The sequence below is a fragment of the Pseudovibrio denitrificans JCM 12308 genome, from assembly GCF_001310815.1.
Lineage (GTDB): Bacteria > Pseudomonadota > Alphaproteobacteria > Rhizobiales > Stappiaceae > Pseudovibrio > Pseudovibrio denitrificans.
The window spans coordinates 95,814-107,860 of sequence record NZ_BAZK01000003.1 but is presented as its reverse complement, the minus strand read 5'-3'; the positions used below and the strand labels follow the sequence as shown (position 1 = coordinate 107,860).

At 51.1% G+C, this 12,047-nt stretch carries 15 protein-coding genes, 1 other RNA gene and 1 pseudogene; 6 read left to right on the top strand and 11 right to left on the bottom strand.

The genetic code is table 11. From position 1 onward, the window contains the following. Nucleotides 1-2 precede the first annotated feature (2 nt). Both sdhD and sdhC read right to left on the bottom strand, forming a co-directional pair. Nucleotides 3-386: a succinate dehydrogenase, hydrophobic membrane anchor protein gene (gene sdhD / locus JCM12308_RS04030; protein WP_008548683.1), complete on the bottom strand. Its 384-nt coding sequence runs from the start codon at nt 384-386 to the stop codon at nt 3-5. Between the two features lie 11 nt (nt 387-397). Further along, a complete protein-coding gene (gene sdhC, locus JCM12308_RS04025; protein ID WP_054782939.1) occupies nt 398-796 on the bottom strand; it encodes a succinate dehydrogenase, cytochrome b556 subunit in 399 nt (132 codons plus the stop codon). A gap of 506 nt (nt 797-1,302) precedes the next feature. Here sdhC and JCM12308_RS04020 point away from each other — a divergent pair. Further along, nucleotides 1,303-1,782, top strand: a complete 480-nt coding sequence (locus JCM12308_RS04020; RefSeq protein WP_054782938.1) for a hypothetical protein — start codon at nt 1,303-1,305, stop codon at nt 1,780-1,782. A gap of 54 nt (nt 1,783-1,836) precedes the next feature. Here JCM12308_RS04020 and JCM12308_RS04015 read toward each other — a convergent pair whose 3' ends face one another. The 6 genes from JCM12308_RS04015 to JCM12308_RS28950 all read right to left on the bottom strand — a co-directional run bounded on the left by JCM12308_RS04015 (nt 1,837) and on the right by JCM12308_RS28950 (nt 5,702). Further along, complete coding sequence (locus JCM12308_RS04015) at nt 1,837-2,367, bottom strand: dihydrofolate reductase family protein (protein ID WP_054782937.1); 531 nt, start codon at nt 2,365-2,367, stop codon at nt 1,837-1,839. A gap of 261 nt (nt 2,368-2,628) precedes the next feature. Next, nucleotides 2,629-3,108, bottom strand: a complete 480-nt coding sequence (locus JCM12308_RS04010; RefSeq protein ID WP_054782936.1) for a GNAT family N-acetyltransferase — start codon at nt 3,106-3,108, stop codon at nt 2,629-2,631. 43 nt (nt 3,109-3,151) lie between these two features. Further along, on the bottom strand, nt 3,152-3,826 hold the full coding sequence (locus JCM12308_RS04005; RefSeq protein WP_054782935.1) for a sulfate transporter family protein: 675 nt from the start codon (nt 3,824-3,826) through the stop codon (nt 3,152-3,154). 235 nt (nt 3,827-4,061) lie between these two features. After that, a complete protein-coding gene (locus JCM12308_RS04000; protein ID WP_054782934.1) occupies nt 4,062-4,676 on the bottom strand; it encodes a histidine phosphatase family protein in 615 nt (204 codons plus the stop codon). 61 nt (nt 4,677-4,737) lie between these two features. Next, nucleotides 4,738-5,322 (bottom strand): NAD(+) diphosphatase, encoded by a 585-nt coding sequence (gene nudC, locus JCM12308_RS28955; RefSeq protein WP_208978236.1) that lies wholly within the window; start codon nt 5,320-5,322, stop codon nt 4,738-4,740. Then, nucleotides 5,319-5,702, bottom strand: coding sequence for a hypothetical protein (locus JCM12308_RS28950; RefSeq protein ID WP_208978235.1), 384 nt, complete (start codon nt 5,700-5,702; stop codon nt 5,319-5,321). Before JCM12308_RS28950 ends, nudC begins: the two co-directional genes overlap by 4 nt. A 192-nt stretch (nt 5,703-5,894) precedes the next feature. On the opposite strand from JCM12308_RS28950, the gene ffs reads away from it, so the two are divergent. From ffs to JCM12308_RS03975, 5 genes and pseudogenes are all read left to right on the top strand, one after another. Then, an RNA gene (gene ffs / locus JCM12308_RS27675) (signal recognition particle sRNA small type) lies at nt 5,895-5,993 on the top strand. A gap of 102 nt (nt 5,994-6,095) precedes the next feature. Continuing rightward, nucleotides 6,096-7,964, top strand: coding sequence for a DNA polymerase III subunit gamma/tau (locus tag JCM12308_RS03990; RefSeq protein WP_208608969.1), 1,869 nt, complete (start codon nt 6,096-6,098; stop codon nt 7,962-7,964). A gap of 79 nt (nt 7,965-8,043) precedes the next feature. Beyond that, nucleotides 8,044-8,370, top strand: a complete 327-nt coding sequence (locus JCM12308_RS03985) for a YbaB/EbfC family nucleoid-associated protein (RefSeq protein WP_008548682.1) — start codon at nt 8,044-8,046, stop codon at nt 8,368-8,370. A 178-nt stretch (nt 8,371-8,548) separates the two neighbouring features. After that, nucleotides 8,549-9,159 (top strand): annotated as a pseudogene (gene recR, locus JCM12308_RS03980) (recombination mediator RecR). A gap of 116 nt (nt 9,160-9,275) precedes the next feature. Beyond that, the gene (locus tag JCM12308_RS03975; protein WP_054782932.1) at nt 9,276-9,800 is read left to right on the top strand and encodes a GNAT family N-acetyltransferase; all 525 of its coding nucleotides are present in this window, start codon (nt 9,276-9,278) and stop codon (nt 9,798-9,800) included. On the opposite strand, the gene JCM12308_RS03970 is transcribed toward JCM12308_RS03975, so the two are convergent. The 3 genes from JCM12308_RS03970 to JCM12308_RS03960 all read right to left on the bottom strand — a co-directional run bounded on the left by JCM12308_RS03970 (nt 9,790) and on the right by JCM12308_RS03960 (nt 11,569). Then, nucleotides 9,790-10,158, bottom strand: a complete 369-nt coding sequence (locus tag JCM12308_RS03970) for a hypothetical protein (protein WP_054782931.1) — start codon at nt 10,156-10,158, stop codon at nt 9,790-9,792. The two genes, JCM12308_RS03975 and JCM12308_RS03970, sit on opposite strands and share 11 nt — an antisense overlap. Nucleotides 10,159-10,201: 43 nt before the next feature. Next, nucleotides 10,202-10,735, bottom strand: a complete 534-nt coding sequence (locus JCM12308_RS03965; protein WP_054782930.1) for a hypothetical protein — start codon at nt 10,733-10,735, stop codon at nt 10,202-10,204. Between the two features lie 561 nt (nt 10,736-11,296). Further along, the gene (locus JCM12308_RS03960; RefSeq protein WP_008548684.1) at nt 11,297-11,569 is read right to left on the bottom strand and encodes a hypothetical protein; all 273 of its coding nucleotides are present in this window, start codon (nt 11,567-11,569) and stop codon (nt 11,297-11,299) included. Between the last annotated feature and the right edge of the window lie 478 nt (nt 11,570-12,047).

Below are 12,047 nucleotides of genomic sequence, written 5' to 3'. Positions count from 1 at the left end.
GATCAGCCTCCGAAGCTGATTTTGAGCACTGCAACGACGGAGCTGAGTGCAATAATAGAAACGAAGAAGATGTTACCCATGAGCAGAAGGAGTTTGAGGCCTTCGGAGTGAATGTAATCTTCGATGATAACCTGCATGCCCAGCTTCATGTGCAGGCAACCCACGAGGATTACCAATAGCAGCAAGATGGAAATGACCGGATTTTGAAGCGCTTCAGTGAAACTCGCATAATCAGCACCCTGAAGGGCGATAACGAGGATAACAAAGAAGGAAATCAGAAATACGTTGGCTACAGCGGTTACACGCTGGCGCCAGAAGTGTGTTGTGCCATCTTTGGCAGAACCAAGGCCGCGTACTTTAGCGAGGGGGGTGCGCATATCGGACATCGGTTTCTCCTTTAAGCAACGATAAAGCCAATGATCCAGAGGATCACTGTGAGGCTTACGGAGCCAATGATTGTTGCGCGAGCCATCCAGTTCGCTGCAGACAAGTCAAAGCCATGACCCATGTCCCATACAAAGTGACGCAAACCGCCCAGCATATGGTGCACAAGAGCCCAGGTGAATCCGAAGAGGACGAGTTGGCCCATGAAGGAACCGAATACATCCATCGCGAACTGATAGGATTCAGGGCCTGCTGCTGCACAGACAAGCCAGAACGCCATCAGGATCGTTCCGAAGTAAAGCGCCGCACCGGTGATGCGATGCAAAATAGACATCACCATCGTCACGATCGGCTTATAGATCTGAAGATGGGGCGACAATGGCCTGTTGGCCTTGAGGTCAGCGTTCGCCATAAATCTCTCTCCCGTCCCTAGTTTAAGTTACGCTTACGTAAACGTAACAAAACAAGGCGTTGTATGAGGTTCTAATACCTTCAGTTTCTGGGTGCGTCAAAGCATCCTATGCGACTAAATGCTTTTTCTACTAGGTTTGCCCTCAAAATTGGCCGAAATGATTAGATTTTGCGGTGTAAACTTTGTTAGTTTCTATGTGATCAAGTAACAAGAAACTGCCTATTTATTATCTTGAGTTTTGGGCTCATATTTTATTTTACTGAAATTACCGAAAATTTTTCAGAAAATCACTTAAAGTCAAATTACGTTTACGTAAACTTTATTTAACGTGAATGAGCTGACACAACCCACATCAGCAAGAAATAGAGCAACTGGTTTCGATATCCAGTTTAGCCATCAAAATTGCCTTCTGATCCACTCCCCATCTCACAGGCACTCCCCTTCTGCGTCTTCGTTTCAAGCGATGGCTTACATCGCCACAAACAACATCCGAAAAGGAGACAAAGATGGGCTACAGATGGGCCAAAGACACGCGTACATTCCGAGTAGAGGAGCAGCGTAATTGTCTTGAAGGCATTTTTGATGGTGATGCCTCACTTACGTCCAGCGTCTGTTACTCAGACCACATTGCTTATGAACCGGGAGAAAACATTTTGATGCCCGATGGCGTGTGGGCTCAGGAAGGCTACATGACCACTAACCCGACACGACAAGGTCTTGGCTACATGATCAGCTTTGCTGCTGCCTCAGTTGCGATCCGCGATCGGGTTAACTTCATCTACATTTCATCAGGTAGCATTGATGGTGGTGGATCTGCGTTGATCAAGAAGCTTGGCGGCAAGCTGAACATGGATCTGGAGTTCAGAACCAGCAAAGGCAACAGTGTCAAACTGCCTGGTTATCTCATCCGCACCACCGACATGATCAAGCTCTCTGCTGAAGGCTGGCAGAACAAGGGGTGGAAGCTCATGGAGGCACGTGACTAAGTATGGCAAGCTAAGGCGGAGCAGGAAAAAAGCCGCTCCGCCAAAGTCATCATCTTACTGCAGAGTGAACTCACAATACTCCACGCCGCTCTCATAGAGCTTTGAGGAGAGGCAGGTTAGGTCAATCCGTTCGGAGACATTAGCGAACAACGGTGTGCCGCCTCCACATACGACAGGAGCGACTTTCAAGCGCAGGACGTCGATCAGATTGCTTTCGGCCAGCAGACCAGCAAACATCCCCCCACCGCACAGATAGATATCACCGCCCTGCTCGTTCTTCAGCTCCTCAACGCGTGTAGCGAAGTCGGCCCTGACAGTCTCCACCTCCGCATCTTGGGGCAACTGAATACCTTCCGAGAAAATCAGATGGCGCATATGTGGGTAAGCTTTTGCACCAGCAGGAAGACCAAACTGGTAGCCGAACTCATAGGTATGACGCCCCATGATCACAGTGTCATAAGTCAATAGACGCTCATTATAAGCATCTACATGTTCACCTGTGTGCGGGAAAATTGAAACATCGCCGTTTGGGCCAGCAATAAAACCGTCGCGACTTACGGCGACGTCATAGATAACGCGTCTCATAAAGACTCCATCAAAACAAATAGGCAACAAACACCAGCCACGCTGAACGCAGCAGTGCATCTAATTAGAATTTGGGTTGCCTTAGTTGTTCACTGACAGAGTCCTCCTCATTGCTTGGCGTTAGGCTGAAACAGTTTTCTCGGCAGGTCAACCTGCCAAGACTGCAGAGAGACGATGGCGTAGAGATTTCGAGCTGCTGTGGCGCCGCAGTAACAAAACAAGCAGCTCAACACTCCCTGACTTTTCGCAAAACAGCGGTTTTCAGAGTGCTTTTTCCATATATTGCACCGTCTTCCCTTTTCCTTCCAATTCAGCTTTACCGACGACTTTAAAACCCAAAGAGGCATGGAAAGCGTCAGAAGCTGGGTTGGGAGGATCTGAGTTCACCTCACAGACGACACGTTCGTATCCCTTCGCTTTTGCGAACTGAAAGAGGTCATCATAGAGCTTTCTGGCAATGCCCTGCCCACGCGCTATCTTGGAGATCACGATACGATCCACATAGAGGAAGTTGTCGTAGTGCTCGCAGAACCATCTGAAATTAATGGAAGAATAGACTCCGTCCTGATCATAGGTGATTAGCAGGCCAGCATCGTTGTCTGCGACTTTCACATAGGTCGCCTTTTCGATCAGCTCCGCGAAACCATCCTGTGTCAAAGAGGAGAGCTCGACAGCATGCTCCTCATTCAGAGCATGCGCCCAGGTTAGATCGTCAGCAATAAAGCTTCTAATAGCAAACACACCTGTTTCCTGTTATTTCTTAAAATTGTAGTATTCTTCGCTGCTAAACGGATAAATTGCGTTTCGCCCGGAGCGTCTTGAAGACGTGCACCATAAAGATCGTTGCGAAGAGTGGCGTGATAAGGTTGACGATCGGAATAGCCAGCACGAACGCAACGATGAGGCCTGCCGCAAACACAGTTCCACCTTGTGATCTGCGGAAGGCTTTTGCCTCCTGCACTGGCATAAACCGCATGGCTACGAATTCAAAGTATTCGCGCCCCAGCAAATAGCCGTTTACCAGCAAGAATGCGATCTGCCCGATGCCAGGAACAAAGAACAGCATCAAAGCGAAGATGTTTGCGATGATTACAACACCAACAAAACGCAGAGCGGTAACAATGGACTCGCCAAGAGGCAGAGCCTTACCCGGCTTGTCATGCGGATAGGAGCGTTCTTCAACGAGATCTGAGATCTGGTCCTGATAAAACGCGACAACCATCGCGGAGACTGGGGCGAGGATGTAACCAAGACCGATCAAGGCACCGATGCCAGTCAGGATACTGACTGTCGTGTCCTGCCAATTCTCTGGAAGGTCAATAAAGTATCCGACCAAACCCTGAATGGCGATCCAAGCTACGAGGAGAAGAAGCAGGGTGAGCCCTAAGGCCTTGAAAAATATGCTTCTGAAATGGGGTTCGAAAACCTGCGAAAATGCTTTGATTGCTGCCGATAACATCTCTTGCGCCGAATTCTTGAAAACAAATGGCACTCAGAGCTCGGTACGCTCACACATCCCGCTCTAAGTCGTTGCTTTAAGTGTATTTTGATCTGAAATGCCCAAACACATTCCAGAGTTACGCTCTAGATAAGCATTTCACACAGCAGCAACAAGAGCCGGAGCTATGAAAGCAGCCTGCCAACCATCAAGATCAACAGGCTGCTTAGTTTCTTTATTATCTGCAGCGCGCAAGTTAAGTGGCGAGTTCCATCTCATCAATCAGCTGCCACTTCAGGCTTTCAATGTCAGCCTTGCAAGCCTCAAGGTCCGCTGGATCAAACCGAAACCAGCAACCGCCTCCAACATTTGCAGGTTGGTCAAATGCGCGGTCGATTGCGTTGTTGGCGAGATGGCATTTGAGCAGCGTTCCTACACCGCCATGGCCGGAGAAGAGCACAGGTTCACCACTTGGGATGGTGGTCAGCGCTTTCTTGATCGCATCTACTACGCGGCTTTGGGCATCCAACGCACGCTCCCATCCGCGTACGCTGACTGCGGGGCGGCTGAAGAACTCATCGGCGACCGTTTCAAACTCATCCGGCTCCAGGAAGCCGGTTGAACTGCGGTCATTCTCATGAAGGCCTGAAGCTGTCATGAGCTCGATCCCCAGATGGTTCGCGATGATCTGGCCGGTTTCAATGGCCTTCTTTTCGCGGCTGGCAATAACGTGGTCGATCTCCAAAAGCCACGGCTGGCGCAGGCCTTGTTCTAAGCGTTCCCGACCTTTATCCGACAAATCCCAGTGCGGGACAGGGGTTGCCGGATCGATGTAAACGTTTGGGTGGGTCAGATATATGCAGTAAGTCATGGCACCTCCCCGGTGCCATCAGGCACCTGCTAAACAACCACTGGCTCTAGTCGACCATGGGTCATTGTTCCTCGATAAATTTCTTGATCAAATGATGCGCGATAGAGATGTCAGGAGGACAAATTAATCCCGACTCTGCTTCGCCTTGGAGCATCTTCAGTGTCTCCTCTTTGGAAAACCACTGACAATCCTGCATTTCTTCATAGTCGATATTCAAGTCCGTCGTCAGCGCTTCGCCGTGGAATCCGATCATAATGTTTGATGGGAAAGGCCATGGCTGACTGGCGACGTATTTCACGGTGCCGACTTTAACGCCTGCTTCTTCAAAAACTTCACGGCGGACGGCATCTTCAAATGTCTCACCCGGCTCCACAAAGCCTGCAAGTGTGGTGTAGACATTTTCCATCAGATGGTATGGACGCCCCATCAGGCATTTATCCCCGTGGGTGATCAACATTATCACCGCAGGATCGGTTCTTGGGAAGTGCTGTGCGGAGCAAGACGGGCAATCACGGCGATATCCCGCTTCGGCGAGTTCAGTAGGCTTACCGCACTGGGAGCACATCTTATGGGTTGAGTGCCATTTGCCCATTGAGGCAGCCTGAGCCATCATGCCCAACACTTGTTGGCTTGCAGCGCGCTTCATTGCAATGCCGCGCAGGCCGTAGGCAGCGTATGGCCGATTTTTTCCAGTTCTTCGTCAATCGTTTCCAGGTCAGTGGAGTAACGCAGGCCGAAGTGTGGGCGGTTGCCGTCGCACTCATCAATGCCGAGAAAAATCGTCGTGGCATCGGTGATGCCTAATAGATTGATCACCTCAGCAGAGTGGAGAAGAGGCTGATTGGCATCGTCCGTATTAAAGATAAAACTGTCGTTTGCCTGGATCAGAAAACGTGTTTCCGGCGCAGCTTTGAGTGAATTAACCCATTCTGTATCCTTACGTTTTTCCCCACAGCGATTAAGTGAATTGGCAGAATAGCAAAGAGCAGCAGAGGCGTCGTACACCTCAGTTGTTTCGGCCAGCATTTCGAATTCCTTAAATTATAAAATTATGCAAAGTGAACCCGAGATACCGCTGAATTGCAATGTCGCGACGACATTTTGTGATTTCTGTTTCATCAGATTGATCGGAAGATTCACAGTCTCGTCCACAGTAGCGAGCGGTAAACATCAATGAACACTTGCAAATTTCAGGCAAAACGCCCATATACACGATCGGGAGGTTGGTGGTGGACGAGCCACTCGCCAACCGGGTCAGGTCCGGAAGGAAGCAGCCCTAACGAGTCCATGGCACGGGTCATCGTGCCAGCCTCCCACCTATTTTCCCCGCGCCCATACTCGACAAGCGGCCGGTCTTCGTCTTGAATGGCCGGGAATAAGTTTTACCTTGCCTTTGAAGTGGCTGAGGATTTGGGCGACATGGACGGAATAGACCTTCAGGAAGAGCACCAGACAACAACAGGCGCGGAAGACAAATCTTCCAGCAGCGATGGTGCTTATCGCGTTCTCGCCCGTAAGTATCGACCAAGCACGTTCGATGATCTTTATGGTCAGGAGCCGATGGTTCAGACTCTGCAGAATGCATTTGAGACTGGACGTATCGCACAAGCGTGGATGCTGACTGGTGTTCGCGGTGTCGGTAAAACGACCACGGCACGTATTCTGGCGCGTGGTCTGAACTACGAGATCCCAGGCGAAATTGATAAGCCTACCATCCACTTAGACAAACCAGGCGTTCACTGTCAGGCGATCATGGAAGGTCGCCATGTGGACGTTATCGAGATGGATGCGGCGTCTCATACAGGTATTGGTGACATTCGCGAGATTACCGAGGCGGCGCGGTATCGGCCTGCGAATGCGCGGTATAAAGTGTACATCATCGATGAGGTGCACATGCTTTCGAATGCAGCATTCAACGGTTTGTTGAAGACGCTGGAAGAGCCACCGGAGCATGTGAAGTTCATCTTTGCGACCACAGAAATCCGCAAGGTTCCTGTAACTGTCCTCTCCCGTTGTCAGCGGTTTGACCTGCGCCGGATTGAGAGCTCTACGCTTGTTTCTCTGCTGCGTGAGATCTCCGGCAAAGAGGGGATAGAAATCTCCGATGAAGCGCTGACGCTGATTGCGCGCGCTGGTGAGGGTTCCGCCCGAGACAGTTTATCCCTTCTGGATCAAGCAATTGCACATGGTGCTGGCCGCATTGAAGCTGACGAAGTGCGGCAGATGCTTGGCCTTGCTGACCGCAGCCGTGTGATAGATTTGCTTGAGCACGTGATGCGCGGCGACATTGCCAGCGCTCTGGATGAGCTCAAAGCCCAGTATGATGTGGGCGCTGATCCGGCAGTTGTCCTCTCTGACCTTGCAGACTTTACCCATCTGGTGACTCGCCTGAAAGCGGTTCCCAAAGCGGGTGAAGAGAACTCTGTGACGGAGAGTGAGAGACAGCGTGGGCGGGAGTTTGCTGAGAAGCTTTCCATGCGCGTTCTTTCCCGGACATGGCAGATTTTGCTGAAGGGAATTAATGAAGTGCAGAATGCACCTAAGCCATTGGCCGCGGCTGACATGGTTCTGGTGCGCTTGTGCTACGCCTCCGATCTGCCAGATCCGGAAGAGGCGCTGAAGCTGCTCAAGTCCGGCAAGTTCTCCCCGGCAGGTGGCAGTGCACCAGCAGGTAACGGGCCGCAAGGCGGCGGTGGACCAAGCGCGAGTGGCGCGCCTTCTGGCGGTGGTTCTGCGCCTCAGCTGCGCGCTGTTGCAGGTGGCCAGCCGATGGCACAAGCCGTTGGCGCTGTTCCACAAACAGCACCGCAAATGCGGCAAGCGGAAGAGATCAACGAAAGGATCGCGATCCGCTCCTGGGCTGAGGTCGCTCAGCTTGCGGGCCGCATGAAGGACATTCCGGTCAAGGTTTCCGTTGAGCGCGCTCTGCGACTTGTCAACTTCCAGCCGGGCCGCATTGAGGTGCAGCCAACGGAGATTGCGACACCTGATGCAGCTGGTGAACTGGGCCGAAAACTAACAGAATGGACTGGTCGTCGCTGGATTGTTGCGGTTAGCCGTGAGCAAGGCCGCCCGACTTTGCATGAAGAAAAAGAAGCGAACCAGAGACAGTTGGTTTCTGATGCGCATTCTGATCCGGAAGTGGTGAAACTTATTTCTGCCTTTCCCGGAGCTAAGGTTGTTGACGTGCGCATTTTGAAGCAGGAGGAAGATCTCCCCCTTGAAGCGGCGTCCGAGCCTGTCGACATAGAAGACATGGACTCTATGGATTTCACCCAAGATTTCTAAGGTTTCTGTGGTATGAAACCTAACGAGCAGAACAAGAGAAGCGCGACATGCGCTCAAGAGACGTTTAAGGAGCGAGTCGATGGACTTTCTTAAAATGATGAAGCAAGCCAAGCAGATGCAGGAAAAAATGGGCGAGCTTCAGGAGACTGTGAACGAGCTTTCTGTTGAGGGCACCTCAGGCGCAGGCATGGTAACCGTTACCTTGAATGGTAAAGGTGAAATGACCGGATTGAAGATCGATCCATCCCTCATCAACGCTGATGAAGTTGAAATTCTGGAAGATCTTATCCTCGCTGCGCATAATGATGCTAAGGCGAAGGGTGAGGCGCTGGTTCAGGAGCGCACGCAGGACATGATGTCCGGCATGGGCCTGCCAGCTGGCATGAAACTCCCGTTCGGCTCCTAAGTTCTTCAGGCTAAATCTGTTGCCAAATCACCGCGACCCTGCGCAGATTTGGCAGCATGCCTGAATTGGATTTATTCCCTCTTGCCCGCCTCCTCAGGCGGGCATAGTTTATCTGGCATTGTCTCGCAAATCAGCTTTGCGGGTGCCTTTTCTTTCTCGCAGAGAGCATAGATTTTCGATGAGTACACGCAGGGTTGCTGGTCCCGAAATTGAACGCCTGATTCAGCTGCTTGCCAAGTTGCCCGGCCTTGGTCCACGCTCGGCCAGACGCGCCGCTTTGCATCTGGTTCAGAAGAAAGATCAGTTACTTATCCCTCTGGCGGAAGCATGGGCGTGGCTGTTGATCAGGTTGGCATCTGCTCAGAATGCGGCACCGTTGATACCAGTGATCCTTGCACCATTTGCTCTGATCCGCGCCGGGATGCCTCCACCATTGTGGTGGTTGAGGACGTCTCTGACCTCTGGGCGCTGGAGCGGGCATCGGCTGTGAGCGCGCATTATCATGTCCTCGGTGGCACCTTGTCTCCGCTGGATGGAATTGGGCCGGATGACCTCAACATTTCCAAGCTGATGGAGCGTGTTGAAAGCGGTGGTGTGAACGAAGTTATCCTCGCGGTGAATGCCACCGTTGAAGGACAGACGACAGCGCATTTCATTACGGACCAGCTTGCGCGATTTGAGAATGTGAAAGTGACCCGCCTTGCCCATGGTGTGCCGGTTGGCGGGGAACTGGATTACCTTGACGAAGGCACTCTGGCGCAGGCTTTGCGAGCAAGAACAAAGTTTTAGCAGGTTTCTTGCTTGGCACTTATGCGGGAATTTCAGTGGCATAAGTCGTTTGCGTTGCTATGTGCGTTGATTTGAAAGCTTTGCGTGTTTTTTGCGTTGAACAGGAATTTTGAAAAATGGACACATCTTCTACCAAACCTATCGAGTTTTTCATCCGCAAAACTCAGCGCAACGATGTAAACGAGCTGCTTGCCCTGCTCAACCGGATTATTGAGGCCGGGGGGACAACTGCGCTTGAGAAGCCGCTGAACAAAGGTGAGTTCATCGAGTGGTTTCTTGAAGCGGACATTCTGGAAAGCACTGTTTGCGCGATTGACCGTGAAACCGGTGAGCCGCTTGGCTTTCAGATCGCCAGCCATTACGGAGATATCCCCGCAGACTGGGTTGATATTGGCACCTTTGTAAAGCCGGGCCTGCACAAGAGCGGCATCGGCAGTGCGCTGTTCAAAGCGACCCTTGCTAATCTGAAGGGCAAAGGCCTCGTCGCCATCAACGCCACCATCCGCGCCGACAACACCGGCGGCCGCGCCTACTACACCTCCCGCGGCTTCAAAGATTACAAAGTGCTGAAAGCCATCCCACTCTCTGACGGTACCCCGGTAGACCGGATTTGTAAGCGGTTTGACCTAATTAGGGTTTAGATGCCTTCTCATCGAGTCCCTGAAACAAAAGAGCGTGTTTTGCATTAAGAATTTTCATTAACCGCTCATTTTGCCCACTAAGCATACTGTTATATGATGCAAGAAGAAGACCAAGCTCTCCAGAATAGTGCCAATTATGAGTGCCGTCAGCTAACTTAAATGAACTACTAGAGAGGCATCTCTTCAGTTCCTTGCGGAAGTCTCCATATGCTGGCTCTGTTACTATTTGCGATGCACTGGCATTTTGTAACAGAACTTCTGCCTTTTTCTGCATTTCTCGCAATTTCAACGATATTTCATGGCGTTTGATACCTGCGTCTTCGTCTAAGTATAGATAAACTTCACTTCGTATATCCAAGAACGCCGAGACAGCTTCAGCAGACCTTGAAACAATCTCATAGTCAGCACTGAATCTTTTCTTTCGACAGCTCTTTGAAGAATAAAGGTTCAATAAGTGTCGGAGCTTGCGTCAAAAAATGAACCCGATCTAAATCTTGAACAATAAGCTGATGCGCTCGTTGTAGCGTAGGCAAGAATGCGATTGAGTTGGCTTCATCATCTTTTTGCAACTGCTTACGGACAAGCCAAATACTCCCACCAGTTACTAGCGGCATTACAAACAGAGTACCAAGCATCGTTAGGAACATCATATGTTTAGAAAATGCGTTCTCTAAACTGCCCAAAACGATGCGATATAGCTCAAGCGTCAAGTGTCCTAATGCAATAAGTAAAGCTCCTCCAGCCATGGCGAGGACCATTGCAAAAAACATAAATGGCACCAAAAGCAGCAATGCCCCAGTGACCGAAAAGTCTTTCTTAAAATCTATCATTTGAGCGCAGGCCAGAGAAACTTCAAAAAATGCAATCACTTCTTGGTAGCCCTCTGTTGCTTCAAACTCAAGCTTTGACTGAGTAACAACTTTTACCTTCTGCATTACATGAGAGATCCAAGCTCACCACTCTGGTATCTCAACACCAACCATAACCCCTATTTCTTGAAACTGGATCCCGGATCTGCGCTGTGCTTGTCCGGGATGACGGTGGTGAGGTTGATGGGGTTGCTTCAATGCCGTCATCCCGCGCTTGATGCGGGATCCAGTGGGTGGGCGCAGTAGAGGAAGTGCTACCCCTTATTTTTCAGGGAATGGACCTGGTGTGGGTGGCACTGGTATTTTTTAGGGAGGTGCTGACCTGCGGCGGGTGGTATGGCCGCAGACCAGCAGGGCACCGATTGGCGAGGATGCGGGGTGTATTTGCGTTTCGCCATTGGCACCGGAGCAAGAGGCACTAGTTTGCGCCAAATGCCGTTCACAGTGATGTTGCACGCGCTTTGCGTGGTCAGGGTTACCGATCACGTTGAGCGCATTGCACGATCAAGCCATTTCCTGAGCCAGTCCCTAACATGAGGCTGGCTCTTTTCTTTGCTGCTATGTTGTTTCCTCACTTGAACGCGATGGGCTTTGAGGATTGAGCGCGCGAGCAAAGGGCAGTACGGCTTAATCAGGAAGCGGAACTTTTGTGTTTATTGGCTGCGGATGAGCGACCCGCTCTAACATTCCGCAGCTTTTTTCCAGTGCTTCGAGGCGATCGCGGAAGGCGTGATGCAAAGTGAACAGGGCATCGCGCTCGCTGGAGTGCTGCATTCTCTCCGTCAGCACAAGGTGCTGAATATACGAGAGGTTTTGCAGATCCGAGACAGCGACGATGACTTCATCAATTTCATTTTGGAAAGTATTTGTGGCGCTACATGCGCATGCGGAGTCGTTCATTCTCAATCCCTCTGTCTTTAGGGTGTTGAACAACCACAGGACAGCAAGGCTTTCGACGGCCCGCTGGCGAGCGGGAGGTTCGAAACCTGTAAGACAGACAGGCGAGTTTATTCCCCCCCGAAGGAGGTGTTGTATTCACCGCCCTCCCGCTCATAGCAAAGGGTTTGCGCGCTACCTATAAAGCAGGCACAAAAAATCCGCCAGTGACGGGAGCGGTAACCGCTGTCTTAAAGGAGGTTTCGACGCCTCATGTATGAATGTGGAATGAAAACCACAGGTTGTCAAACTGACAGTTTTTACAGGGATGTGGATGGCTGAGTTTGCGCGTGTTTGGTGAGGCGGTTGAGCTGTGGTTTGAGCTATGCTCATGGCTCTGGATCCCGCATCGCACTTTGCTTGTGCGGGATGACGGTAGGGGTACGAGAGAGCGAGGGTTGCATCTCATGGCGGGCGGGAGGCTAGAAACCTGATACAAGGC